This is a genomic window from Haemophilus haemolyticus, from assembly GCF_003490595.1.
Taxonomy (GTDB): Bacteria; Pseudomonadota; Gammaproteobacteria; order Enterobacterales; family Pasteurellaceae; genus Haemophilus; species Haemophilus haemolyticus_L.
Genome location: NZ_QQGY01000011.1, coordinates 46,564 through 72,663 on the forward strand (window position 1 = coordinate 46,564; position 26,100 = coordinate 72,663).

The 26,100-nt window shown below is 38.3% G+C and carries 29 protein-coding genes and 1 other RNA gene; 26 read left to right on the forward strand and 4 right to left on the reverse strand.

What is annotated here, in order from left to right:
* The first annotated feature begins 14 nt into the window (after positions 1–14).
* From hypB to hypE, 3 genes are read left to right on the forward strand one after another with little or no spacing between them, the layout of a single operon-like run.
* Positions 15–824: a hydrogenase nickel incorporation protein HypB gene (hypB, locus tag DV415_RS09045; protein ID WP_005645020.1), complete on the forward strand. Its 810-nt coding sequence runs from the start codon at positions 15–17 to the stop codon at positions 822–824.
* Between the two features lie 3 nt (positions 825–827).
* Positions 828–1,940 (forward strand): hydrogenase formation protein HypD, encoded by a 1,113-nt coding sequence (gene hypD, locus DV415_RS09050; protein ID WP_118790992.1) that lies wholly within the window; start codon positions 828–830, stop codon positions 1,938–1,940.
* Between the two features lies 1 nt (position 1,941).
* Positions 1,942–2,955 (forward strand): hydrogenase expression/formation protein HypE, encoded by a 1,014-nt coding sequence (hypE, locus tag DV415_RS09055; protein WP_118790993.1) that lies wholly within the window; start codon positions 1,942–1,944, stop codon positions 2,953–2,955.
* A 49-nt stretch (positions 2,956–3,004) separates the two neighbouring features.
* On the opposite strand, the gene ssrA is transcribed toward hypE, so the two are convergent.
* Positions 3,005–3,369, reverse strand: a transfer-messenger RNA (tmRNA) gene (ssrA, locus tag DV415_RS09060).
* A 174-nt stretch (positions 3,370–3,543) separates the two neighbouring features.
* Between ssrA and dinB the strand changes: the two genes are divergently transcribed.
* From dinB to aroG, 20 genes are all read left to right on the forward strand, one after another.
* Positions 3,544–4,611: a DNA polymerase IV gene (dinB, locus tag DV415_RS09065; protein WP_118790994.1), complete on the forward strand. Its 1,068-nt coding sequence runs from the start codon at positions 3,544–3,546 to the stop codon at positions 4,609–4,611.
* A gap of 32 nt (positions 4,612–4,643) precedes the next feature.
* Positions 4,644–5,180, forward strand: a complete 537-nt coding sequence (locus tag DV415_RS09070) for an elongation factor P hydroxylase (RefSeq protein ID WP_118790995.1) — start codon at positions 4,644–4,646, stop codon at positions 5,178–5,180.
* A gap of 205 nt (positions 5,181–5,385) precedes the next feature.
* Positions 5,386–5,937 carry a tetratricopeptide repeat protein gene (locus tag DV415_RS09075; RefSeq protein WP_118790996.1) on the forward strand — a complete coding sequence of 184 codons (552 nt, stop codon included), beginning with the start codon at positions 5,386–5,388 and terminating at the stop codon, positions 5,935–5,937.
* Positions 5,937–7,148, forward strand: a complete 1,212-nt coding sequence (locus DV415_RS09080) for an MBL fold metallo-hydrolase (RefSeq protein ID WP_118790997.1) — start codon at positions 5,937–5,939, stop codon at positions 7,146–7,148. The genes DV415_RS09075 and DV415_RS09080 overlap by 1 nt, the downstream gene beginning before the upstream one ends.
* 12 nt (positions 7,149–7,160) lie before the next feature.
* A complete protein-coding gene (locus tag DV415_RS09085) occupies positions 7,161–7,709 on the forward strand; it encodes a tetratricopeptide repeat protein (protein ID WP_118790998.1) in 549 nt (182 codons plus the stop codon).
* A gap of 155 nt (positions 7,710–7,864) precedes the next feature.
* Positions 7,865–8,947, forward strand: coding sequence for a peptide chain release factor 1 (gene prfA, locus DV415_RS09090; protein WP_032803489.1), 1,083 nt, complete (start codon positions 7,865–7,867; stop codon positions 8,945–8,947).
* Between the two features lie 52 nt (positions 8,948–8,999).
* On the forward strand, positions 9,000–9,440 hold the full coding sequence (locus tag DV415_RS09095; protein WP_192879122.1) for an RDD family protein: 441 nt from the start codon (positions 9,000–9,002) through the stop codon (positions 9,438–9,440).
* On the forward strand, positions 9,440–10,318 hold the full coding sequence (gene prmC / locus DV415_RS09100; protein WP_118791000.1) for a peptide chain release factor N(5)-glutamine methyltransferase: 879 nt from the start codon (positions 9,440–9,442) through the stop codon (positions 10,316–10,318). The genes DV415_RS09095 and prmC overlap by 1 nt, the downstream gene beginning before the upstream one ends.
* Positions 10,318–11,121, forward strand: a complete 804-nt coding sequence (locus DV415_RS09105; protein ID WP_118791001.1) for a SirB1 family protein — start codon at positions 10,318–10,320, stop codon at positions 11,119–11,121. The genes prmC and DV415_RS09105 overlap by 1 nt, the downstream gene beginning before the upstream one ends.
* Positions 11,122–11,135: 14 nt before the next feature.
* The gene (gene kdsA, locus DV415_RS09110) at positions 11,136–11,990 is read left to right on the forward strand and encodes a 3-deoxy-8-phosphooctulonate synthase (protein ID WP_118791002.1); all 855 of its coding nucleotides are present in this window, start codon (positions 11,136–11,138) and stop codon (positions 11,988–11,990) included.
* Positions 11,991–12,052: 62 nt separating this feature from the next.
* A complete protein-coding gene (locus DV415_RS09115) occupies positions 12,053–13,000 on the forward strand; it encodes a 2-hydroxyacid dehydrogenase (RefSeq protein WP_118791003.1) in 948 nt (315 codons plus the stop codon).
* Positions 13,000–14,181 (forward strand): lipoprotein-releasing ABC transporter permease subunit, encoded by a 1,182-nt coding sequence (locus DV415_RS09120; RefSeq protein ID WP_118791004.1) that lies wholly within the window; start codon positions 13,000–13,002, stop codon positions 14,179–14,181. Before DV415_RS09115 ends, DV415_RS09120 begins: the two co-directional genes overlap by 1 nt.
* Before the next feature lie 21 nt (positions 14,182–14,202).
* Positions 14,203–15,492 carry an adenosylmethionine--8-amino-7-oxononanoate transaminase gene (bioA, locus tag DV415_RS09125; protein ID WP_192879123.1) on the forward strand — a complete coding sequence of 430 codons (1,290 nt, stop codon included), beginning with the start codon at positions 14,203–14,205 and terminating at the stop codon, positions 15,490–15,492.
* An 8-nt stretch (positions 15,493–15,500) separates the two neighbouring features.
* Positions 15,501–16,643 carry an 8-amino-7-oxononanoate synthase gene (bioF, locus tag DV415_RS09130; RefSeq protein ID WP_118791006.1) on the forward strand — a complete coding sequence of 381 codons (1,143 nt, stop codon included), beginning with the start codon at positions 15,501–15,503 and terminating at the stop codon, positions 16,641–16,643.
* Between the two features lie 9 nt (positions 16,644–16,652).
* Complete coding sequence (locus DV415_RS09135) at positions 16,653–17,300, forward strand: DUF452 family protein (RefSeq protein ID WP_118791007.1); 648 nt, start codon at positions 16,653–16,655, stop codon at positions 17,298–17,300.
* Positions 17,288–18,070: a malonyl-ACP O-methyltransferase BioC gene (gene bioC / locus DV415_RS09140; RefSeq protein ID WP_118791008.1), complete on the forward strand. Its 783-nt coding sequence runs from the start codon at positions 17,288–17,290 to the stop codon at positions 18,068–18,070. Before DV415_RS09135 ends, bioC begins: the two co-directional genes overlap by 13 nt.
* Before the next feature lie 9 nt (positions 18,071–18,079).
* The gene (gene bioD / locus DV415_RS09145) at positions 18,080–18,721 is read left to right on the forward strand and encodes a dethiobiotin synthase (protein ID WP_118791009.1); all 642 of its coding nucleotides are present in this window, start codon (positions 18,080–18,082) and stop codon (positions 18,719–18,721) included.
* 81 nt (positions 18,722–18,802) lie between these two features.
* Entirely contained in the window at positions 18,803–19,486 is a 684-nt protein-coding gene (gene lolD, locus DV415_RS09150; RefSeq protein WP_118791010.1) for a lipoprotein-releasing ABC transporter ATP-binding protein LolD, read from the forward strand.
* Positions 19,486–20,736, forward strand: coding sequence for a lipoprotein-releasing ABC transporter permease subunit LolE (lolE, locus tag DV415_RS09155; protein WP_118791011.1), 1,251 nt, complete (start codon positions 19,486–19,488; stop codon positions 20,734–20,736). Before lolD ends, lolE begins: the two co-directional genes overlap by 1 nt.
* Before the next feature lie 218 nt (positions 20,737–20,954).
* On the forward strand, positions 20,955–22,043 hold the full coding sequence (gene aroG, locus DV415_RS09160; protein WP_118791012.1) for a 3-deoxy-7-phosphoheptulonate synthase AroG: 1,089 nt from the start codon (positions 20,955–20,957) through the stop codon (positions 22,041–22,043).
* Positions 22,044–22,113: 70 nt separating this feature from the next.
* On the opposite strand, the gene DV415_RS09165 is transcribed toward aroG, so the two are convergent.
* The gene (locus tag DV415_RS09165; RefSeq protein ID WP_118791013.1) at positions 22,114–22,554 is read right to left on the reverse strand and encodes a LexA family protein; all 441 of its coding nucleotides are present in this window, start codon (positions 22,552–22,554) and stop codon (positions 22,114–22,116) included.
* Between the two features lie 287 nt (positions 22,555–22,841).
* On the opposite strand from DV415_RS09165, the gene sstT reads away from it, so the two are divergent.
* The 3 genes from sstT to DV415_RS09180 all read left to right on the forward strand — a co-directional run bounded on the left by sstT (position 22,842) and on the right by DV415_RS09180 (position 25,369).
* Positions 22,842–24,086 carry a serine/threonine transporter SstT gene (gene sstT, locus DV415_RS09170; protein ID WP_005632363.1) on the forward strand — a complete coding sequence of 415 codons (1,245 nt, stop codon included), beginning with the start codon at positions 22,842–22,844 and terminating at the stop codon, positions 24,084–24,086.
* 120 nt (positions 24,087–24,206) lie between these two features.
* Positions 24,207–24,815: an NAD(P)H-dependent oxidoreductase gene (locus tag DV415_RS09175; protein ID WP_118775865.1), complete on the forward strand. Its 609-nt coding sequence runs from the start codon at positions 24,207–24,209 to the stop codon at positions 24,813–24,815.
* A complete protein-coding gene (locus DV415_RS09180) occupies positions 24,815–25,369 on the forward strand; it encodes a TorD/DmsD family molecular chaperone (RefSeq protein WP_118791014.1) in 555 nt (184 codons plus the stop codon). Before DV415_RS09175 ends, DV415_RS09180 begins: the two co-directional genes overlap by 1 nt.
* Before the next feature lie 47 nt (positions 25,370–25,416).
* Here the strand turns inward: DV415_RS09180 and DV415_RS09185 are convergent, their stop codons facing one another.
* Both DV415_RS09185 and DV415_RS09190 read right to left on the reverse strand, forming a co-directional pair.
* Positions 25,417–25,971 carry an NAD(P)H nitroreductase gene (locus DV415_RS09185; RefSeq protein ID WP_118791015.1) on the reverse strand — a complete coding sequence of 185 codons (555 nt, stop codon included), beginning with the start codon at positions 25,969–25,971 and terminating at the stop codon, positions 25,417–25,419.
* 28 nt (positions 25,972–25,999) lie between these two features.
* Positions 26,000–26,100, reverse strand: a 101-nt coding sequence (locus tag DV415_RS09190; RefSeq protein ID WP_133253116.1) for an IS3 family transposase, incomplete at its 5' end; no start/stop codon positions are given.

Here is a 26,100-nt window from a genome sequence, read left to right on the forward strand (position 1 = left end):
AAAACGGAGGATTTATGTGTACAACCTGTGGCTGCGGACATCCAGAGCAAGTCCGTATTGGTGAATTGCCTCATACTCATGATGATCAAGGAAGTCATCAATCAGGTACGCCAAACTTTTCACATTCAACATTTCATTTCAATAAACCAGTCGATGCAGACGATACTCAAAAACGGTTGTTAAAAATCGAACAAGATGTTCTCGGAAAAAATAATCAACTAGCGGATCACAACCGAGCATTCTTCGCTAAACAACATATTTTAGCCTTGAATCTTGTATCGAGTCCGGGTTCAGGCAAAACCACCCTTTTAACGACGACGCTAAATGCCCTCAAAAATGACCGCACTTGTTATGTCATTGAAGGCGATCAACAAACTGAAAATGATGCAGATCGTATTCGTGCTACTGGCGTGCCAGCTATTCAAGTGAATACAGGCAAAGGTTGCCACTTGGATGCTCAAATGATTAGCGAAGCAATGGTGAAATTAAGACCGCAAGCTGACAGCATTATGTTTATCGAAAATGTGGGAAATTTAGTTTGTCCATCTGAATTTGATCTTGGCGAAAAAGCGAAAGTGGTGATTTTATCCGTGACAGAAGGCGAAGATAAACCGCTTAAATACCCACATATGTTTGCTGCATCAAGTTTGATGATTTTAAATAAAGTGGATTTATTACCTTATTTGAAATTTGATGTAGAACAGTGCATTGCTAATGCGAAACGTGTGAATCCCAATATTGAAGTGATTCAACTTTCTGCTACAACTGAACAAGGTCTCAGTGAGTGGTTAAATTGGCTAGAACAACAACGTAAACAAGGATAATCGATGAAATTTGTTGATGAATTTCGCGATCCTGAACTTGCCCGTAGTTTAGTGGCGCAACTTGAAAAATTGATGGAAAAAATGCCGCACTTTACGGCGCAGAATCCATTGTATTTAATGGAAGTATGTGGCGGGCATACCCATACGATTTTTAAATTTGGGTTGGATCGGCTATTGCCAAAAAGTATCGAATTTATTCATGGTCCTGGTTGCCCTGTCTGTGTGCTTCCGATGGGGCGTATTGATGTTTGTATTGAAATTGCGCTGAAACCAGATGTTATTTTCTGTACTTTTGGGGATGCAATGCGGGTGAAAGGTCGTAAAGGTTCGCTTTTAGAAGCAAAAGCGAAAGGCGCAGATGTTCGCATTGTGTATTCACCTTTGGATGCATTGAATATTGCACAAAATAATCCGAATAAAAAAGTCGTCTTTTTTTCCTTAGGATTTGAAACGACGATGCCGAGCACGGCAGTGACGCTTCAGCAAGCCAAAAAACTAGGAACAAAAAATTTCTGGATTGTTTGCCAAAACATCACCATTATTCCAACGTTACATAGCTTGCTGGCACAAGATCAAGTCAAAATTGATGGTTTTCTTGCGCCAGGGCATGTGAGTATGGTGATTGGTTCATCGCCTTATCAAGGGATTGTCGATAAATATCACAAACCTTTCGTGATTACAGGTTTTGAACCTTTAGATATTTTGCAGGCGATTGTGATGTTAGTGCAGCAATTTGCTGATGGCCGTTGTGAAATCGAAAATCAATATAAACGCATTGTGGACGATCACGGAAACGCTTTAGCCCAACGTTCAATGCAAGAAGTATTCCAGCTTAAAGCAAGCAGTGAATGGCGTGGCTTGGGAGAAATTGAACAATCAGGCGTGGAATTGACGGAGGCTTATCGTGAATTTGATGCCGAAATTTATTTCCAAAGCCAAGCGCAAAAGGTGGCGGATGATCCTAATTCTCGTTGTGGTGATGTCTTGACTGGGCGTTGTAAACCATCTGATTGCCCATTATTTGGCACAGGTTGTAATCCTGATAACGCTTATGGCGCATTAATGGTTTCTTCCGAAGGAGCATGTGCAGCCTATTATCAATATCGGAGAGAATAAAATGAGCGAATTTATCACTATGGCGCACGGCAATGGCGGTGCAGCCATGCAAAAATTGATTCAAGATTATTTTTTTGAAGCCTTTGCTAATCCTATTTTGGCGCAAGGGGAAGATCAGGCAAGAATTCCATTAACAGAATTAGCAAAGCAAGGTGAAACACTGTCATTTAGTACGGATAGTTTTGTCATTGATCCCATTTTTTTCCCTGGTGGTAACATCGGGAAATTAGCGGTGTGCGGTACGGCAAATGATGTGGCTGTGTGCGGTGCGATACCAAAATATTTATCTTGTGGTTTTATTTTGGAAGAAGGATTGCCACTTGCGGATCTTAAAGCAATTATTCAATCAATGGCTGAAACCGCAAAAGCGGCAGGTATTCAAGTTGTTACTGGCGATACAAAAGTGGTACAAAAAGGTGCAGTGGATAAGATTTTTATCAATACCAGTGGAATTGGTGTTATTCCTCAAAATTTGGATTGGGGTGTTCATAACATTCAGGCTGGCGATAAAATCATTGTTAGCGGCACCATTGGGGATCATGGTGCAACAATCTTAAATTTACGTGAAAAACTGGGTATCCAAACGGATCTTCATAGTGATTGCGCCGTTCTGTATCCATTGATTGAACATTTACACGAAGTAGATGGCGTGAAAGCGGTTCGAGATGCGACCCGTGGGGGAGTTAATGCTGTTTTGCATGAATTTGCACAGGCGCAACAGCTAGGCATGAATATTGATGAACAAGCCTTGCCAATTCGCCAAGAAGTGCGCGGAATTTGTGAATTACTTGGTCTTGAAGCATTAAACTTCGCGAATGAAGGGAAGTTGGTTATTGTTGCCTCTGCTGAAAAAACACCAGAAATTTTGACCGCACTTCGTCGTCATCCATTAGGTGAAAATGCGGCTGTGATTGGTGAAGTGACAACCTATAAAAAAGTCCGTTTAGTGGGTGTTTTTGGACAAAGTCGATTGTTAGATTTACCAACAAATGAACCTTTGCCAAGAATTTGTTAATGATTAGATAAAATTAAAGCCTTGATAATCAAGGCTTTATTTTTTTATTTGGTGGAGCTGGCGGGAGTTGAACCCGCGTCCGAAATTACTCTACCTTCAGCACTACACGTTTAGTCTAGTCTTTAATTTCACTTAAGCATGCGGACAGACACGCTAAACTTAAGCTAGTTTGATTCAATTTAGTGCTTCGATCCTCAAACGGTGGCTTCCACACGATCTCGTTTTGGTTTGACTCCGCGTTATCCCCGTCTTACGAGCGGAAGCTGGGGCGCGAAGGCTAAATGCAGGTTATTAAGCTGCTAAAGCGTATTGTTCGTCGTTTGCGACTATTTTTTGCGGTTTATTTACGAGGCCTACCGCACCTCGACGTGCACCTTGGGCTTCGCTAATCCCGTCGAATCCAGAATCAGCCCCAAAATTGGGCATAGTCTAGCAAAAAAAGAAAAGTAGGGAAAGTCGAGATTGATTGAATTGCTTCGTTAAAGGGCATTTATAAAAGATTAAATTGCTAGGTTATTAAATTTAATGTATATTTAAACAGTTGTTTACTTGATTAATATTAGAAAATATTTAACCGCACTTTTTTTTATGCTACAAGATAAAAAAATTATTCACATTGATATGGATTGTTTTTACGCATCAATTGAGATTCGTGAAAATCCTAATTTGCAGGGAAAGCCTGTTGCTGTAGGTGGTTCTTCTCGTCAACGTGGTGTATTAACAACTTGTAATTATGAGGCGAGAAAATTTGGTTTGCATAGTGCAATGCCAACGGCTCAAGCCATAAAAAAGTGTCCTAATCTCATTCTTGTGCCCGTGAATATGGCTTTGTATAAACAAGTTTCGGCACAAATTCATCAAATCTTCCAGTGCTATACAGATATTATTGAACCACTTTCTTTAGATGAAGCTTATTTAGATGTTACGCACTGCCAAAAATGTTCTGGCTCTGCGACTTGGATCGCACAAGAAATCCGCCAAGCTATTTTTGATGAATTGAAATTAACGGCTTCAGCGGGTATTGCGCCTCTAAAATTCCTTGCCAAAATTGCCTCGGATATGAATAAACCTAATGGGCAATTTGTGATTAAGCCGAATGAAGTCGAGGAATTTATTAAAACCTTATCTTTAAATAAAATCCCTGGTGTGGGTAAAGTGACATCGCAACGATTACTTGATATGGGATTAGAAACTTGTGCTGACATTCAAAACTTTGATCAAATTGTCTTATTAAACCAATTTGGTAAAGCGGGTAAACGAATTTGGGATTTTAGCCACGGCATTGATGAGCGTGAAGTACAAGCCCATCGTGAACGTAAATCAGTTGGCGTAGAACAGACGTTGATTGAAAACATTCACACAGTTGAGCAAGCTTTAGCCTTATTAAATAATCTTTATGAAGAGCTACTTCGTCGCCTTGAACGTGTTAGTCCTAATATACCATTATCTGCATTTCGTAAAATCGGCATAAAGCTTAAATTTGAAGATTTTCAAGTAACTACTTTGGAGAAAACTGGTTTGTCACTTTCTTTGGAGAGTTTTCAACAATTACTTCCTCAAATTTTTATGCGAGCAAAAGAGCGATCGATTCGTTTGATCGGGCTACATGTCAATTTACCCGAAGAAAATAAACAAGAACAAATGAGCCTCTGGTGATATAATCTCGCGGTTTTTTAGGAGTCGATACCATGGAACATAAATTAGAAGATATTATTGCAATTTTTAATCAATGTTTTGAAGAGGAATACAACACTCGCTTAGTCAAAGGCGGTGAAGAACCCATTTATTTACCCGCAAATGATGAAGTGCCTTATAACGCGATTTATTTTGCGCGAGGATTTTACAGCAGTGCATTGCACGAAATTGCCCATTGGTTAGTGGCAGGCAAAGAACGCCGTAAACTAGAAGATTTTGGTTATTGGTATGAGCCAGATGGACGTTCTGAAGAACGTCAGCGTGATTTTGAAAAAGTTGAAGTTAAACCGCAAGCATTAGAATGGATTTTGGCAACGGCGGCAGGTTTCCGTTATTTTGCTAGTGCGGATAATTTGAATGGCAATCCGGGCGATACACAGCCTTTTAAACAAGCCGTGTATGAGCAAGTGAAAATCTACGCGGAAAAAGGTTTACCAAAACGAGCTGAAATGTTACGTCATGCCCTTGCTATGTTTTATGGCACAGAAGATGAAATTGATTTGGCGAAGTTTGATGTCGCGCGTATTTAATAGCAGAAAGTGAGCAAGATGGCTCACTTTTTTCAGTCTTAAGCCCCTCCCCAATTCCCTTCTAATTAAATAATTCAAATTTTAATCATTTCACACCCAGTATACTGGGTGTTGTGCTCTCTTTACAGAGAGCACAACAAAACATAATGCCAAACAAAAAAACATTTTTTTGTTTCAATTGTTGATTAATAAATGGACGGTTTCTATGCGATTCACAAAAACACTTCTTACCACCGCACTTTTCGGTGCTTCTGTATTTTCTTTTCACTCCACCGCTTGGGCGGATACGCTGGTACAGCAATACGAACAAGGTTTAACCGCTTATAAGCAAAGCGACTATCAAACTGCCTTTAAACTTTGGTTGCCTTTGGCGGAGCAGGGAAATGCAAGTGCTCAATTTAATTTGGGTGATATGTATGCCGACGGACGTGGGGTAAAACAAGATGATGTTGAAGCCGTGAAATGGTTTCGCAAAGCGGCGGAGCAGGGAAATGCAACGGCTCAAGGTCGTTTGGGCAATGTGTATTCTGATGGGAGAGGCGTCAAACAAGATGATTTTGAAGCCGTGAAATGGTATCGCAAAGCCGCGGAGCAAGGAAGTGCACCGGCTCAAGGTATTCTAGGAGCTGCATATATTTTAGGAAAAGGAGTTCAAGTAAATAAATCTTTAGCTAAAGAATGGTTTCGTAAGGCTTGTGATAATGGAGAACAAAAAGCATGTGAATTTTACGGTAAGCTAAATAGAGGGGAACTCTAATGCCAACTTTACAATGTGAATTTTGGAATGTAGGGCAAGGGTTATTTTCAAGTGGGCGTATTCAAATGGGAGACGCCCCAGCCTTTCATTGGGTTTATGATTGTGGCACGAATTCAAGTCCGAAACTTATTCAAAATGCCATACAAAAATATAACCAGCAAGAAAATAATGCTGATATTGATTTATTAGTGCTTTCGCATTTTGATAAAGATCATATTAGTGGTGTAAAAGAACTACTCAAAAATGGGCGAAAAATAAAACGCTGGGTTGTGCCTTATTATCCTTTATGGCAACGCTTAGTAATTGCTTCTCTTTTAGATATTCAGCCAGATGATGAAGAATGGAGATTTTATCAGAACCCTATTCAATATTTAAAAGCTGATTTTGCTGAAGAATTAAAAGAAACCCAATTTCTCTTATTACCTGCAAAAGAAAATGAGAGTGAAATTTCGAGAAGGCTTGAACCAAGTAATTTTGATGATGTACTTTCTTTTGAAACTACTGAAAAATTATCAAATGAATTTGATAACTTAGAACAAAATGTACATTGGCTCAATCCTGATAAAGCCCTTTTATTTAGAAAATACGGAGATCTGTTTGAATTTGTTTTATATAACGTGCCATTTCATTTGCTTGCAAAAGTGCCAGCAAGTTTGACTGCTTTTCAAAAGCAGGTTAAACAAATTATTCAATCTCATCACTTTAATTCCACAGATCCAACGCCAGCCTTAAAAACACTCTACACTCTCACATTTGGAAATGGAGGTAAAAACAAAAATATCATTTCTCAATATTTATATATTCGAAATATAAACCCCCTTTCTTTTTGGAGAATGGGAAATCATCATATTTTTGATGTTTCGACAGACAATGAAAATGAAATAGTGGTTATTCCAAAGAATAAAACAAAAAATGCCATTTTATACACTGGCGATGCGTTTTTAAACGATTTGCCATTATTAACCGATTTAACGCAATCATTAGGTGTAGAACGAATGGCGAGAATTTATTGCTTACAAGTTCCCCATCACGGTTCAAAGCATAATTGGCAGCAAGGATTAGCGAACATATTTTCGCCTTGTCTTAGTGTGTTTTCAGCAGATGGCCAGCGACGAAATGGGCACCCACATAGCGAAGTACTTAAAGATTTTTCGACTTATACGCCAATTTTAGTGAATAAAAATAAAAGATTATCCATTCATTCAATTTAATAGGAAAACAAAATGAAACTAACAAAAACACTTTTTACCACCGCACTTTTCGGTGCTTCTGTATTTTCTTTTCAATCTACTGCTTGGGCAATAGAACAAAGCCAAATAATTCAACTTCAGCAGCTATATAAGCAAAAAGACCTCAAAGCGATGTTGGCAATTATTCACCCCTTGGCAGAGCAAGGTGATGCGAGCGCCCAACTTCTTTTGGGAAGTATGTATGAAAAAGGAGAAGGCGTAAAACAAGATGGTTTTGAAGCGACGAAATGGTATCGCAAAGCGGCGAAGCAAGGACATGCAGGTGCTCAGGTTAGTTTAGGTTCGGCTTATGTTGCAGGGCGTGGCGTAAGAAAAGATTATACCGAAGCCGTGAAGTGGTTTAAGAAAGCAGCAGAAAATGGTAGTGCTGATGGTCAGCTTAAGTTAGGTCTGATGTATTTTAGTGGACAAGGTATTCAGGAAGATAGAACACTCGCCAAAGAATGGCTTGGTAAGGCTTGTAATAATGGAGAACAAACAGGATGTATATATTACGATAAGCTAAATAGAGGGGAATGGTAATAATGAAAATTGGCAATTAAAAAGAAGAGACTCATAAATAGTAAGTAAGTCACCAACACAAAGCGTCTGAGATTCTTAATCTCCTTCGCTGTCAATTTTCCTTAAAATCGGCTAGAATAGGCCGATTTTATTTTTGGCTTTAACTTTATAAAAATATGAAAGATTCTATTATTGCAAAACTTGAAAGTTTAAAAGAACGTTATGAAGAGCTAGAAGCCTTATTGGGCGATGTTTCTGTAATTAGTGATCAGGATAAATTCCGTGCATATTCTAAAGAATATTCTCAACTTGAAGAAGTGGTGAAATGTTTTAATCGTTGGACGCAATTAAATCAAAATATTGAAGAAGCTGAAATATTGCTCGACGATCCTGAAATGAAAGAAATGGCGCAAATGGAAATCGAAGAATCCAAAGCGGAAATTGAAGAAGTGGAACAACAACTTCAAATTCTTTTACTGCCGAAAGATCCTAATGATGAATATAACTGCTATTTAGAAATCCGTGCGGGAACAGGCGGTGATGAAGCGGGTATTTTTGCGGGTGATTTATTCCGTATGTACAGTCGCTATGCTGAAAGTAAACGCTGGCGTGTAGAAATGCTAAGTGCTAACGAAAGTGAGCAAGGCGGTTATAAAGAGGTGATTGTTAAAGTCACTGGCGAAGGTGTGTATGGTCAGTTGAAGTTTGAATCTGGCGGTCATCGTGTGCAACGCGTACCAAAAACTGAATCGCAAGGGCGTATCCACACTTCTGCTTGTACTGTCGCGGTAATGCCAGAATTGCCAGAATCTGAAATGCCAGAAATTAATCCTGCAGATTTGCGTATTGATACTTATCGCTCATCAGGCGCAGGTGGTCAGCACGTAAATACAACGGATTCTGCGGTGCGTATTACACACATTCCAACAGGTATTGTGGTGGAATGTCAGGATGAGCGTTCACAGCACAAAAATAAAGCGAAAGCAATGTCAGTATTAGCGTCACGTATTGTTCAAGCAGAGCAAGAACGCCAAGCCGCAGAACAAACAGATATGCGCCGTAACTTATTAGGTTCGGGCGATCGTTCTGATAAAATTCGTACATATAATTATCCGCAAGGTCGAGTCACAGATCACCGTATCAATCTCACTATTTACCGTTTGGATGAAGTGATGAATGGTAAAATTGATGAACTGATTCAGCCGATTATTACCGAATATCAAGCGGATCAGTTGGCGGCATTGTCTGAACAGAATTAATGATAGGGGCATCTGATTTCAGATGTCCTTTTTAACTTTAAAGGGAAATAAAATGATGATTGAAAATCAAAAAGATGCTGAATTTTCTTCTGCTTTCAAGCCTTCTCAACCTGCTCAAGCGAGCCGTTTTAAACGTTGGCTTGCAAGTATAATTAATGGGCTTGTGTTTTGGGTGATGGTTGGTCTTGGTTTTGCATTGGGGGATTTTGCTGGTGTATTAGGGACGATGGTATATATTGGTTTTCAGTTATATTTCATGAAAACTTATGGCCAAACAATGGCAAAACGTTGGTTAGGCTTGCGCGTATTTAATTATCATACTAATCAGCCTGTTGAATTTGGTAAATACATCGGCCGTGAGATTATTGATATTTTATTGGCATGGACAAGTTTCTTATTGATTATTAGCGGTATTGTTGCACTTGTGCGCGATGATCGTCGTTCTTTAACTGATTTATTGGCTGGCACGATTGTGTTAAAAGACGAAAAATAATGAATTATAAAGAATGGCTGGCACAAGCGATTGCGGATTTAGCACAAAAAAATCCCACTGAAAATAGTAAAATTGATGCGCTTGTGCTTCTTCAACATGCTACTGGTAAATCGCGTACGCGAATCCTTGCTTTTGATGATACCGAGATTGATGAAAAAGTGCGGTTAAAATTGACCGCACTTTTAGATCGTCGTTTAAAAGGCGAACCTATCGCTTATATTCTTGGCGAAAAAGAATTTTGGTCATTGCCATTAAATGTCTCAAAAGGCACATTGATTCCAAGACCAGATACTGAAATTCTCGTAGAGAAAGCATTACAAATTGCGTTAGAAAAACTGGAAGAAAATCCACCGCACTTTCGTATTCTTGATCTTGGCACAGGCACAGGCGCTATCGCGTTAGCATTAGCATCGGAGCTTTCCTCTATTTGTCAAAAACGACAAATTTTATTAGAGATAATTGGGGTTGATTTTATGCCCGATGTTGTGGCGTTAGCCCAATCTAATGCGGAAAGAAATCAGCTAAATGTGAAATTTTTACAGAGCCGTTGGTTTGAAAATATAACAGGGAAGTTTGATCTTATTGTCAGCAATCCGCCTTATATTGATGCGCAAGATGAACATTTACGTCAAGGCGATGTGCGTTTTGAACCGCTTTCTGCATTAGTTGCCAATGATGCTGGTTATGCTGATTTACGTCATATTATTGAATTAGCGCCGAGTTATTTGAATTCTAATGGGGCATTATTGCTTGAACACGGATGGCAACAAGGCGAAAAAGTGCGGTCAATTTTCCAAGAAAATCATTGGGAAATGGTTGAAACCGTGCGTGATTATGGCGACAATGAGCGCGTCACTTTAGGTTTTTGGAAGAAGTAATGAAATATTATCGACGTGCGTTATACGATCAATTTGTGCATTTTTATCTTGTTATCTCAGATGATGGCAGCTCAGAAGCACAACTTCGGGGAACAATTGGTGGGCTTGTGCGTAAAGCGCGTAAAGCAATTTCGCTAGATTGTCCGAAAGAAGAGCAGATTCATCAGTTACTACAGCTATTTTATGGTGATTGGGGCTTTCATTGCGATCCAGAAGATTATTTTTATGCTCGCAATTTATATTTGCCTTATGTGTTTCAACATCGTCAAGGTATGCCAGTGACTCTTGGGGCGATAGTGCTTTATTTAGCTGACGTATTAGATTTACCAATTTATCCTGTCAATTTCCCAACACAGCTCATTTTACGTGCTGAAGTAAGAGATGAAGTGGCTTTTATTGATCCTTGGGATGGTACTTATATTTCACAAGAAAAATTGCAGCAACTTTATGAAGGTGCATTTGGGTTTGGGGCGAAAATTCAACCCGAAGAACTTGAAAGAGCCGATCTTTCTTTGCTTTATTCTCGTTTTGAGCAACTGGTGAAAAATGCGCTTATTCGTGAAGAGCATAACGATATGGCATACCACTATATTAAGAGTTTAATGATTACTGATGCTGAAAATCCTTATCACATCCGCGATCGCGGTTTAGTTTTAGCTCAGATGGGCGCTTACCCTTCAGCATTAAAAGATTTAGAATTTTTTGTGGAACGTTGTCCAGAAGACCCAACTGCGACTTTAATCCGAACTCAACTTTTAGAACTTAAGGGCGAGATTGATAAAGACTCTTTTGCCCTCCATTAATTTAAGGAAAATTTATGCAAAATAAAATTGTAAAAATCGGCAATATTGATGTTGCAAATAACAAACCTTTCGTGCTTTTTGGCGGAATGAACGTACTTGAAAGTCGCGATATGGCAATGCAAGTATGTGAAGCTTATGTGCAAGTGACAGAGAAACTTAGCGTGCCTTACGTATTTAAAGCTTCTTTTGACAAAGCAAATCGTTCATCTATTCATTCTTACCGTGGCCCTGGCATGGAAGAAGGATTAAAAATTTTCCAAGAATTAAAAGATACGTTCGGTGTAAAAATTATTACCGATGTACACGAAATCTATCAATGTCAGCCCGTTGCAGATGTTGTCGATATTATTCAACTTCCAGCCTTTTTGGCGCGTCAAACAGATCTCGTTGAAGCGATGGCAAAAACAGGTGCAGTGATTAATGTGAAAAAACCACAATTCTTAAGCCCGGGTCAAATGGGCAATATCGTGGAAAAAATCGAAGAATGTGGTAACGATAAAATCATTCTTTGTGATCGTGGAACAAATTTTGGATACGATAATTTAATTGTGGATATGCTTGGTTTCAGCGTGATGAAAAAAGCATCTAAGGGCAGCCCAGTTATTTTTGATGTAACCCATTCACTTCAATGCCGTGATCCATTTGGGGCTGCATCAGGTGGCCGTCGTGCACAAGTCACTGAATTAGCGCGTTCAGGTTTAGCTGTAGGTATTGCAGGTTTATTCTTAGAAGCGCATCCAAATCCAAATCAAGCGAAATGTGATGGCCCATCAGCTTTACCACTTTCCGCTCTTGAAGGCTTTGTCTCTCAAATGAAGGCGATTGATGATTTAGTAAAATCTTTCCCAGAATTGGATACATCTATCTAAGAAAATATTTAAGCAAAAGTGCGGTTAATTTTGACCGCACTTTGTATATAAAAGGAGAAACAATGAATATTGTCTTTTTAGATAGCACGGCTATCCCTAAACATATCCCTATTCCTCGTCCAAGTTTTGCGCATACTTGGATTGAATATGATCATACATCTTCTGCAGAAACGATTGAACGAGCGAGAGATGCTGATATTGTTATTACGAGCAAAGTTATTTTTGATCGAGAAACGTTAAAACAATTACCTAAGTTAAAGTTGATTGCGATTACCGCAACTGGTACAAATAATGTTGATCTTGTGGCTGCCGAAGAAATGGGAATCGCCGTGCGTAATGTGACAGGTTATTCCAGTACAACCGTGCCAGAACACGTAATCGGCCTGATTTTTTCTTTAAAACACAGCTTGGCAGGTTGGTTACGCGATCAATCGGAAGCAAAATGGCCTAAAAGCAAACAATTTTGTTATTTTGATTACCCAATTACAGATGTGCGCGGTTCCACATTGGGCGTATTTGGTAAAGGTTGCTTAGGGACAGAAGTGGGGCGTTTGGCGAATGCACTGGGAATGAAAGTACTTTATGCAGAACACAAAGATGCCACTGTTTGCCGTGAAGGCTATATGCCCTTTGATGAAGTCTTAAGACAAGCGGATATTGTGACGTTGCATTGTCCATTAACCGAAACAACCAAGAATTTAATTAATGCAGACACCTTATCCAAAATGAAAAAAGGTGCATTTTTGATTAATACAGGGCGTGGGCCTTTGATTGATGAAGTTGCCTTAGTTGATGCGTTAAAAACGGGGCATTTAGGCGGAGCGGCGTTGGATGTAATGGTAAAAGAGCCACCAGAAAAAGATAATCCGTTAATTTTAGCGGCAAAAACTATGCCTAATTTAATTATCACCCCGCATATTGCTTGGGCGAGTGATAGTGCAGTGACAACATTAGTTGGCAAAGTAATGCAAAACATCGAAGAATTTGTACAACAATTAAATCAAAAATAATGAATTTTCCTATTTCTCTTTATATTGCGCTACGTTATTGGCGTGCGAAAAGTGCGGATCGTTTTGGGCGATTAGTGACTAATCTTGCAAGCCTGGGGATTGTACTAGGTGTGATGGCGTTGATCATTGTGCTTTCTGTGATGAATGGTTTAGAGAATTACCAAAAACAACAGGTGTTATCTTCCATTCCTCATGCGATTGTGAGTGAAGAACAGCCTATTTCTACAGAAAAAACATTAGAAAATTTACCGCACTTTGTCCAAAAAGCAGTGCCGATCAATACAACAAATGTGATTTATCAAACGACAAAAGGCGTAAGTGCAGGACAAATTATTGGTATTCAATCATTTTCTGATGATCCTTTGGTTGATTCTTTCGATCAGGCTAAATTTAACGAAATTTTACCTGCTGGTGAATTTAAACTGGTCATTGGTGATCAACTTGCGCAAAAACTGGGCGTGAATATTGGGGATAAAATCCGTTTGATGATTACGGAAAATAGCCAATATACACCATTCGGTCGGGTGCCAATGCAGCGTTTATTTACGGTTAGCGATATTTATTATGATTATGGCGAAGCATCGGGTTATGAAGCCTTTGCTAATATTACAGATATTGGTCGCTTAATGCGTATTCAACCGCAGCAAGCGCAGGGCTATCGTTTATTTTTGAATGATCCTTTTCAAATTACAGAACTCCCTCAATATTTCCCAGCACAAAAAATCACGGATTGGCGCGTACAAAAAGGTGAATTTTTCCAAGCGGTGAGAATGGAAAAAAATATGATGGGATTGCTGATTAGTTTGATCATTGTTGTGGCGATTTCCAATATTGTCACCTCTTTAAGTTTAATGGTGGTGGATAAACAAGGGGAAATTGCGATCTTGCAAACTCAGGGCTTAACAAAATCCCAAGTGCGTTCAGTGTTTATTTATCAAGGATTACTGGTGGGATTTGTTGGCACATTGCTCGGTGCTATTTTGGGTGCTTTAGTCACCTTGAACTTAACAGAGATTGTAAGTGCGGTAAATCCACAAGGTGTTTTTTTACCGACAGAATTATCCTTTGTTCAAATGATTTTTGTCATTGGATTTTCCTTGTTGCTTTCTTTACTTTCTACACTTTACCCCGCTTATCGAGCTGCGAAAGTAGAACCTGCCGCTGCCTTGCGATACGAATAAGTTTTTAATGGTAAATGAATGATGGATGAACAATCACTTTTAGCTTTTGATACACAACATATTTGGCATCCTTATTCTTCAGTTTCTTCAGATATGCCACTTTATGCGGTAGAACGTGCTGATGGCGTGATGATAACCTTAAAAGATGGCCGTCGTTTGATTGATGGCATGTCTTCTTGGTGGGCGGCGTTGCATGGTTATAATCATCCTCGTTTAAATTCGGCTGCACAGAATCAGTTGGCAAAAATGAGCCATATTATGTTTGGCGGTTTTACCCATGAACCTGCGGTGGAATTAGCTCAATTATTAGTACAAATTTTGCCAAATGGATTAGATAAGATCTTTTTTGCTGATAGTGGTTCTGTTGCTGTGGAAGTAGCGATGAAAATGGCTATTCAATATCAGCACGCTAAAGGGGAAGTACAACGACAAAAATTCGCCACCATCCGTTCGGGTTATCATGGCGATACCTGGAATGCGATGTCTGTGTGTGATCCAACCACGGGTATGCATCATTTATTTCATCATAGCCTGCCCGTACAATATTTCCTTCCTCAACCCAATATTCCATTTAATGAATCTTGGAATGATTGTGTGATGGAACCTTTAGCTGATTTACTTAAGGAAAAAGGTCGCGAAATCGCCGCACTTATTTTAGAGCCTGTCGTGCAAGGTGCGGGCGGCATGTATTTTTATTCGCCAATTTATTTAGTGAAAGCGCAAGCGCTTTGTAAACAATATGGTGTATTGCTAATTTTTGATGAAATTGCTACAGGTTTTGGCCGCACAGGGAAATTATTTGCTGCTGAGCATGCTGGGATTTCGCCAGATATTATGTGTATCGGTAAAGCCTTAACCGGTGGTTATTTAACTTTATCGGCAAGCATTACGACCACTGAAATTGCGCAAACTATTTGCCGCGGTGAGGCTAAATGTTTTATGCATGGACCCACTTTTATGGCAAATCCGTTGGCTTGTGCGATTGCAGCAGAATCTATCCGTTTATTGTTGGAAAGCCCTTGGCAACAAAATATTCAGCGAATTGAATCTTCCTTAAAACAACAGCTTTCACCTTTAGCTGAAAAAGATTACGTCAAAGAAGTTCGCGTATTAGGGGCGATTGGGGTGGTCGAAATGAAAAGTGCGGTAAATATGAAAACTTTAGTCCCACGTTTTGTGGAACAAGGTGTTTGGATTCGGCCTTTCGGAAAATTGGTTTATGTGATGCCGCCCTTTGTGATTAAAGATGATGAACTTCATAAATTAACGAAAGGCATGATTCTGGCTTTAACGCAGGAATATGAACATTAGGATAAAAAATGGATGCTTTTAAACAGCAACTGGAAAAGCTTAGCGCACAAAATCAATATCGTTCAATTCCAGATTTAGTTCATCAAGGACGATATATTACGCGAGAAAATCGCAAAATGCTGAATATGTCATCTAATGATTATTTAGGTTTGGCATCAAATGAAAACTTGCGCCAGTCTTTTTTACAACAATATGGTGATAATTTCCCTTCTTTTACCAGTTCTTCGTCTCGTTTATTAACGGGAAATTTTCCGATTTATACCGATCTTGAGCAGCTCATTGCTCAACGTTTCCAACGAGAAAGTGCTTTATTATTTAACAGTGGCTATCACGCCAATCTTGGTATTTTACCAGCGTTGACGACAACAAAAAGTTTAATTTTGGCAGATAAATTAGTGCATGCCAGCATGATTGATGGCATTCGTTTAAGCCAATGTGAGTTCTTTCGTTATCGTCATAATGATTATGAACATCTAAAGAGTCTGCTCGAAAAAAATGCCGGAAAATTTGACCGCACTTTTATTGTGACAGAGTCCGTTTTTAGTATGGATGGCGATGTAGCTGATTTGAAGTATCTTGTTCAATTAAAAAAACAGTTTCCAGATACTTATCTTTATGTGGATGAAGCCCATGCAATAGGCGTTTACGGTAAAAACGGATTAGGTATTGCCGAACGAGCTAATGTGATAGCTGATATAGATTTGTTGGTTGGCACTTTTGGCAAGGCCTTAGCTTCAATGGGGGCTTATGTCGTCTGTGATCAAATATTAAAAGAATGTTTGATTAATCAAATGCGTCCATTGATTTTTTCAACCGCGCTTCCGCCATTTAATGTGGCTTGGACTCATTTTATTTTTGAACGATTACCACAACTTTCAAAAGAAAGAACGCATCTTGAGCGGTTAAGTGCATTTTTACGCCAAGAAGTGGAGCATAGAACGCAAATAATGCCAAGCCAAACTTGCATTGTTCCCTATATTTTAGGTGAGAACGAAGCAACCCTTGCCAAGGCGAAAGATCTGCAAGAGCAAGGTTATTATTGCTTGCCGATTAGACCACCGACAGTACCAAAAGGTACATCCAGAATACGATTGTCTTTGACGGCAGATATGACAATAGATGAAGTAAAACAGTTTGTGGCATGCTTATAAGGAAATAATGTGAAAACGAAATTTTATGATCATCAAGGTGAGCATTTAATAGTTTATTTTGCTGGCTGGGGAACACCTCTTGATGCTGTGGCTCATTTGATTTTGCCAACAGATCATGATTTATTAATTTGCTACGATTATCAAGATTTGAAGTTAGATTTTGATTTTTCTGCCTATCAGCAAATTCGTGTAGTGGCATGGTCAATGGGTGTTTGGGTGGCAGAGCGAGTATTACAAGGAATCACCTTACAATCAGCAACAGCAGTGAATGGCACAGGTTTACCTTGTAATGATAGCTTTGGTATTCCCTATGCTATTTTTAAAGATACGTTAGATAATCTCACAGAAAATACTCGTTCAAAGTTTGAACGTAGAATTTGTGGTGACAAAGTATCTTTTGAACGTTATCAACAATTTTCTGCACGACCATTTAACGAAATTCATCAAGAACTCACCGCACTTTTTACGATGATTCAGAAAGATAAACGTGCCGATCTTATTCACTGGACAAATGCATGGATTAGTTCTCGCGATAAAATTTTTATGCCAGCTAATCAGCACCAATATTGGGCATCGTGTTGTGCGGTTCAGGAAATAGAGGGTGAGCATTATGTGTTTTCAAGATTTACCCACTGGTCGGCATTATGGAATCATTAACTTCCGTAAATAAATCGCGTATTCAACAAGCCTTCCAAAAAGCTTTAAATAGTTATGATGAACATGCGTTAATTCAACAAAAAATGAATATTAAATTAATGATGCATTTGCAAGACTATTTACCAAATGGATCATTAGATAGCGTTTTGGAACTCGGTTGCGGGTCTGGTATGTTGAGTGCATTGTTGCAAAAACAGATTTCAGCCAATTATTGGTTATTTAATGATTTGTGCGATGTACGCTCTCTACTTGCTGAAAAGCTGATTCAACCCTTTGATTTTTATTGTGGTGATGCAGAGAACTTTCCTTTTCAACGACAATTTGACTTGATTGCAAGTGCATCAGCTTTACAGTGGTTCCATCATCCTGACAATTTTATTTCCCATTGTAAAACAGGATTGAAACCTAATGGTTTATTGGCGATTACGACTTTTGGTGAAGACAATTTAAAGGAGATTCGCCAAATGACGAATGTGGGGTTAAGTTATCCGAATTTATCTCAATGGCAAAATTGGTTAGCCAATGATTTTGAGCTTTTATGGTGTGAGGATTTTAATGTAATACTAGACTTTGATACACCATTGGATGTACTCAAACATCTGAAATATACAGGTGTAACAGCGACTAACCAGAAAAATTGGACAAGAAAAAATTTCAACAAATTTATTGATGATTACTTGAAGGCTTTTAGTTTGCCATCGGGTAAAGTTCGGTTAACTTATCATCCATTGTTTTTTATCGCACGTTATTCTCGTGCTGGAAATCAGTAAGGCGTATTTATGGGCAAGGTTATTTTTGTATCGGGCATTGATACCGATGTAGGTAAAACGGTTGCAACAGGCATTTATGCCAAAAAGTTGATGGAACAAGGCTTTTCCGTTATTACACAAAAAATGATTCAAACAGGCTGTAAAAATATTTCTGATGATTTGCTTGTACATCGAAAGATTCAAGGCATTGATTTGACGGAAGAAGATTTACAAGGCGAAACCTGTCCTTATCTTTTTGAATATCCTTGTTCTCCTCATTTAGCTGCAAAGCTCGAAGGGCGAGAAATTAATGAAAAAATGATTGAAAAATCTACCGCACTTTTGGCAGAAAAATATGATTATGTATTGTTGGAGGGGGCTGGTGGGTTAATGGTGCCTTATTATGAAGAGGCGACGACGTTAGATTATATCCAGTCAAACAATTACCCTTTGATTTTGGTGACATCGGGAAAATTAGGGAGCATAAACCACACATTATTAAGTTTAGAGGCTTGTCGTTCTCATGGTGTGTCAGTGCTAAGCGTAATGTATAACGGTTATCCAGAATATGATCCTATTATTAGTCAAGAGACACAAGGCTATTTAAAGGGTTATCTTAAAAGATATTTTCCTGAAACGGGATTTGAATGCTTTGGGCGCATTGAAATTTAAGCTCAGGGAAAAGTGTGGTAGACTCGCGCAAGTTTTTAATGAGATGATTTGCTGCTAAAGAGCGGTTAAAACGAGTAAAAAATGAATAACTATTTATTAAAATGCGAAAACATCAATAAATTTTATCAAGAAGGTGAAAATCAAACGCAAGTATTAAAAGGCGTTTCTTTTTCTATGGAACCTGCAGAGTTGGTTGCGATTGTGGGAAGCTCTGGTTCAGGGAAAAGTACGTTATTGCATACTTTGGGTGGCTTAGATCAGCCAAGTAGTGGGGAAGTGTTTATTAATGGACAATCCTTGCAAAAAGCATCGGCTAATGAATTAGCTGCTTTGCGTAATCGTTATTTAGGATTTGTGTATCAATTCCATCATTTAATGGCGGACTTTACCGCACTTGAAAATGTGATGATGCCGATGTTGATTGGTCATCAAAATAAAACAGAAGCGAAAGATCGTGCCGAAAAAATGCTAAGTGCGGTGGGATTAAGTCATAGAATGACGCATCGTCCATCAGCGCTTTCTGGTGGAGAACGTCAGCGAGTGGCGATTGCACGAGCTTTGGTGAATAATCCATCGTTAGTTTTAGCGGATGAGCCCACAGGAAATCTCGATCACAAGACCACTGAAAGCATTTTTGAACTCATTCAACACCTCAATCAAGAGCAAAATATCGCTTTTTTATTAGTCACTCACGATATGGGGCTTGCTGAAAAATTATCACGTCGTTTAGTTATGCAAGATGGTATTTTGAAGGAAGGTGTGTGATGAATACGCCGTTTTTTATTAGTTGGTGTTATCAACGTGGCAAGCAGAAAAATCCTTTGGTTGCATTAATTGCAAAATTTTCAGCTATCGGTATTGCGCTGGGGGTTGCAGTTTTAATTGTTGGTTTAAGTGCGATGAATGGTTTTGAGCGTGAGCTTAATCAACGGATTTTGGCAGTCGTGCCGCATATTGAGATTTTTTCTGCGCCTCAAGCGAAAGATCCCACAATTCATCATTGGCAAAATTTAGAAAAACGCCTACAACAAAATCCACAAATTAAAGGAATCTCTCCTTTTGTTAGCTTTACGGCATTGGTAGAAAATGGCTCAAAATTGAAAGTTGTTCAGGTGAAGGGCATTGAAAAACAAGCAGAAGATCGCGTGAGCTCTCTTGGTAATTTCGTACAAGAGCAAGGCTGGGATACATTTGGGAAAGAAGGTGGATTAGTCTTGGGATCAGGTATTGCTAGAGAACTTGATGTAAAAGTTGGGGATTGGATTACTTTACTTATTTCTCAACAAAACGGCGATGAACAACTTTCTCAACCCACTCGTGAACGCGTGCAAGTCACTGCAATTTTACGTTTAGATGGGCAACTGGATTATAGTTATGCCTTATTACCGCTTGCTCAAGCGCAAGAATTTTTGGCTTATAAATCAGATCAAATAACAGGTGTTGAATTGAAATTAGATGATCCTTTTTCTGTGAAAAATCTGGATTTATCTATGCTTAATGATTATCCGCAGATGCTTTATATTCAAAACTGGATTGGTAAATTTGGTTATATGTATCGCGATATTCAACTTATTCGAACAGTGATGTACATCGCCATGGTGCTCGTGATTGGGGTAGCATGTTTTAATATTGTTTCTACGCTGATTATGGCGGTAAAAGATAAGCAGGGCGATATAGCCATTATGCGCACGCTTGGAGCGAATAATGCGTTCATTAAACGTATTTTTATTTGGTATGGCTTACAGGCAGGAATGAAAGGTTGCTTAATTGGTATTGTATTAGGCATTATACTTGCATTAAATCTTACAACTTTTATTCAAGGTATTGAGTGGGTTATCGGCAAGAAATTATTATCGGGAGATGTGTATTTTGTGGATTTCTTGCCAAGCGAGTTACATTGGTTGGATGTTTTGATGGTGTTAGTCGCAGCGCTTGCATTGAGTTTAATTGCTAGTCTTTATCCAGCAAGTAGGGCAGCTAAATTACAACCAGCACAAGTATTAAGTAGCCATTAATTTTGTGAATACCGCATGAAAGTGCGGTATTTTTTTGTCTTTTATTCACTCAATATTTCACTTTATTCGGCTTGCAAGCATGCACCAAAGATAGTTTAATAGAGAATCTGTAGGTTTTGTTCTAAAAAAAACACGACGAACTAGTTTACTAGTACAAAAAATAAGTGTAGATTACCTACATAATTAAAACACAACATTTGAAAGTTTGAGAGTGATATATGGCTAAAGAGAAAATTGAAATTGTCGTGGCAAACGACGATACGCGAATTGAAAAGGTCGATCAGGTGTTACCACCCATTGCCTTATTAGAAAAATACCCTGCTAGTGAACATGCTGCGGCATTAGTGAAGCAAACTCGTCATGAGGCACATAATATTATTCATGGTAAAGATGATCGTTTATTAGTGATTATCGGTCCTTGCTCTATTCATGATCCGAAAGCGGCAATTGAGTATGCAAACCGTTTAAAACCATTACGTGAAAAATATAAAGATAGCCTTGAAATTATTATGCGTGTGTATTTTGAGAAACCACGTACAACTGTGGGCTGGAAAGGTTTAATTAACGATCCGTATTTAAATGATACTTATCGTTTAAATGATGGTTTACGCATTGCACGAAAATTACTTTCTGATATTAATGATTTAGGTGTGCCATCTGCCGGTGAATTTTTAGATATGATCACGCCACAATATGTGGCAGATTTTATGAGCTGGGGCGCAATTGGGGCGCGTACAACAGAATCACAAGTTCACCGTGAGTTAGCCTCTGGTTTATCTTGTGCGGTTGGATTTAAAAATGCAACTAATGGTGGCGTGAAAGTTGCTTTAGATGCAATTGGCGCAGCAGAAGCCCCTCATTATTTCTTATCTGTCACTAAATTTGGTCATTCAGCGATTGTTTCTACAAAAGGGAATGAAGATTGCCATATTATTTTACGTGGCGGAGATAAAGGACCGAACTATAGCGCTGAAGATGTGGCAAAAGTTTGTGCAGATATTGAGAAATCTGGCCGAATCCCTCATGTCATGATTGATTTTAGCCATGCAAATAGCTGTAAACAATTTAAAAAACAAATGGACGTTTGCCAAGACGTATGTAATCAGATTGCATCTGGTTCTAAACAAATCTTTGGCGTAATGGTGGAAAGCCATTTAGTGGAAGGTCGTCAAGATTTAGTTGATGGCAAAGCACAGACTTATGGACAAAGTATTACAGATGCGTGCATTGGATGGGAATCTTCTGAAAGATTATTGCAACAACTTTCTAATGCAGTGATTGCTAGACGTAAAGCGACGAGTCATTAATTTAAATATAATCTAGATACTAGATAGAAGTGCGGTTGATTTTCACCGCACTTTTTTTATTTGCTTTTAACTATGCTGCCCATTTCATTTTATCGCGACGTTTCATTTGATGAATCGTATTGGTTACGGTGCCGACAATAGGTAAATTCGACCAATCTTTGGTATTTATATTTGGTGTAGTGGAATCCAATGCCATGAAAAGGTAATTGCCGCTATGCGCCATAAATTCATAGACATGAAATTCGTTATTTTCTTCTAGCACAACAAGATCGCCTGAATAAAGATCGTCATTTTTTTCGACGACTAGCATATCTCCAGTTTCAATTCCCCAAGCTAACATATTTGGATTGGTTACATGAATAAAACAGGTTTGCTTTGGACGCTTAATGCAATAAAGATTCAAGTCTAGTTTTTTATTGAATTTAAGGCTGTCATCCATATCACTGAAAAAAGGGAGCGGATTATAAGAAAAATCCATTTCATATTGTGCAGTCAAAGTTTGGTTGTTCATTCTCTTATCTCCTGTTAAATAATATGGATAAATAACCTTTTACCTTGTTTTTTTGTACAGTTAAATTTTACTGGTGTTTCATACAGGATGTCAATAGGTTAAATAAAAAATTTTTTTATAAGTATGTTTTTAGAAAATATCTAACAAATTTAGAAAAAAGTTCACTTATTGGATAAAAAATAACAAAAAATATTTTCTTTCGATAAGAATTTACGCTATCTTTAATTCCCTTGTAGGTGGATTGGTAACAATCTGAAGTTAAATTTATTAAAAAGAAAGATAAAAGTATGAACACATCTCGTTTATTTCGTCTGTTATTCCAGGGCAATTTAGTAAAAAGAATTGCAACTGGTTTAGTTCTAGGGATCATTATTGCGCTTGTTGGACCTGCACTTGAAGGTGCTTTAGGTTTTAATATTGCGGAAAAAGTAGGCGTTTTAGGTACCATCTTTGTTAAAGCATTGCGTGCTGTTGCGCCAATTTTGATTTTCTTCCTTGTTATGGCTGCGCTTGCAAACCGTAAGATTGGTACGAAAAGCAATATGAAAGAAATCATTGTGCTTTACCTTTTAGGTACATTCTTAGCTGCATTTGTTGCTGTTATTGCTGGTTTCGTATTCCCAACAGAAGTTGTACTTGCAACCAAAGAAGATGCAAGTTCAGCGCCGCAAGCTGTTGGGCAAGTTTTATTTACCCTTATTTTAAATGTGGTAGACAATCCATTAAATGCGATTTTCAAAGCAAACTTTATTGGTGTATTAGCATGGTCTATCGGTTTAGGTTTGGCGTTACGTCATGCATCTGATGCAACTAAGAACGTATTATCTGATTTCGCTGAAGGCGTATCAAAAATTGTTCACGTCATTATTTCTTTTGCGCCATTTGGTGTATTCGGTTTAGTGGCTGAAACCTTATCTGATAAAGGATTAGTCGCATTAGGGGGGTATGTGCAATTACTTACAGTATTAATCGGTACAATGTTATTTACTGCTTTTGTTATTAACCCAGCATTAGTTTATTGGAAAATTCGTCGTAATCCGTACCCATTAGTATGGACTTGTGTACGCGAAAGTGGTGTAACCGCATTCTTTACACGTAGTTCTGCGGCAAATATCCCTGTGAATATTGAATTAGCAAAACGCTTAAACCTTGATGAAGAAACTTATTCTGTTTCTATTCCATTGGGTGCGAACATCAATATGGCGGGTGCTGCAATCACGATCACAATTTTAACGTTAGCGGCAGTACATACATTAGGTGTGGAAGTGTCTTTTGTTAGTGCGATTTTATTAAGTATCGTGGCTTCTCTTTGTGCTTGCGGTGCATCTGGTGTGGCAGGTGGTTCATTATTATTAATCCCATTAGCATGTAGCTTATTTGGTATTTCAGATGATGTAGCAGCACAAATGATCGGTGTTGGTTTCATAATCGGTATTTTACAAGACTCAACTGAAACGGCATTAAACTCATCAACTGACGTATTATTTACTGCGGCAGTATGTATGGAAGAAGAACGTAAAAACGCAGCATAATGATGATGCAAATAAGAGAGCGGGCTATGCCCGCTTTTTTTATGTGATTTTATATGCAAAGTGCGGTCTATTTTGATAGACTTCTGCCACGTTTTATTTCCCTACAAATAGGTAAGAAAAATGAACCACTTAATTATTTTTGCTCATCCTAATTCAGAGCGTAGTTTTGGGCGAGCGATTGCCAATCGTATTGAGCAAATTAGTCAAGAAAATGGTGTAAATGTATTTTTTCGTGATCTTTATGAAATGAATTTCAATCCAATTTTATCTCATGAAGAATTGCAGAATGCTAACAAAGGTATTATTCCAGAAGATATTCAGCAAGAGCATGATTTTATTCTTCAAGCGGATTTAATTACGTTGGTTTATCCCCTTTGGTGGATGGGGTTTCCATCGATTTTGAAAGGCTATTTAGATCGCGTATTAAGTCATGGCTTTGCTTATAAAACGGAAAATGGCGAATCAGTGGGATTGCTAAAAAATAAGCAAATGCAGCAATTTATTACGATTGGCAGTAATGTTGATAAATATAAAGAATTTGGTGTAGATAAGTCCCTCAATCATTGTTTGATTAATGGATTGTTTAATTACTGTGGCATTGAAAATGTTGAGTTTGAATTATTCGGTGATATTCATTTAATTGATGATGAGGCGCGTAAGGCAATGATTGAACTTGCAGCTCAAAAAACAAAAGAAAAATTGACCGTACTTTTAAAGGAAAAAGCGTAATGTCTGAAAAACAAATTAATAATTTTTCATTAATTAGTCGATTATTCGGTAATCTTTTTTATCGTTCTCCTACCGATGAAGTACTTGCAGGTGCGTTTGATTGGTTACAGCAAAAAGGTTTGAGTCAAGTTTGGGCGTTAGATACTGATAAAGAGAGTGAATTAGCGCTGAATAGTCTGCAAGCTAAAATTGCTCTCAATTTATTGAACCAAGAGTATCAAAAATTATTTAGTACCAATGGCAAAGTCATGACCGCTATTTCAGCTTACGAGATTGATGTTGAAGAATTTATGAATTTTCGCCTTGTGCGCAATATGCCAGAGGTGGAAAGTGCGGATCATTTTGCTTTATTATTGCTCACAGCCTCTTGGCTTGAAGATAATTCGGATTCTTTAGTGGCTCAACAAGAATTCTTTGAAACCTTTTTATTACCTTGTGCGGCGAAGTTTTTAACTCAAGTAGAAAATCAAGCAACTTTGCCTTTTTATCGTGCATTAGCCCTTCTTACACGAGAAATATTGGCAGCGATGGCGGATGAATTAGAAGAAGAGTAGAGCAATATTTTGCCTTCCTCAGAGTTTCGAGGAAGGCAAGAAATGTTTTATAGATAGGTTACAAAATCTTTGGTATCGATAACTCGGCATTCGCGTTCTGCTTTCTCTATACCCGTGCCAATCATGACTAATGCAATCACACGATCTTGTTCACGACATCCGAAAGCTTCTCGTAATGCAGTGCCATTAATCCATTTCCCTGAAATCCACACATTATCAAATCCTTGTGCTTGTGCAGCCAGTTGTAATCCATAAGTTGCACAGCCTGCACTCAACATTTGTTCCCATCCAGGTACTTTAGCGATAGTTGGATCGATTTTTGCTACCACACCAATAACTATAGGTGCGCGATGTGCTAAATTTTCAGCTTTCTTTAATTTTTCTTCACCTAAATCAAATTCCTCAACGGCTGCTTTAAGTAGCGTTTCCAATTTATTTAATCCATCATTTTCCATTACAACAAAATGATAAGGATGTAATTTTCCATGATCTGGTGCGTGCATTGCTGCTTGAAAAATTTGTTCTAATTGTTCAGCATTGGGCGCTGGTGCGGTTAATTTTTTATTTGATTTTCTTGTGGTTAAGAGAGTAAGTGCATCCATTTTGATCTGACCCCAAAAAGTTAGACTGTTATTTAAAGGATTGTTTTCGATATTGTATCGGACTCAGTCCTTTTAATTTTAGTTGAATCCGTCGATGATTATAGTAATCCAAATAATCTCTGACAGCAT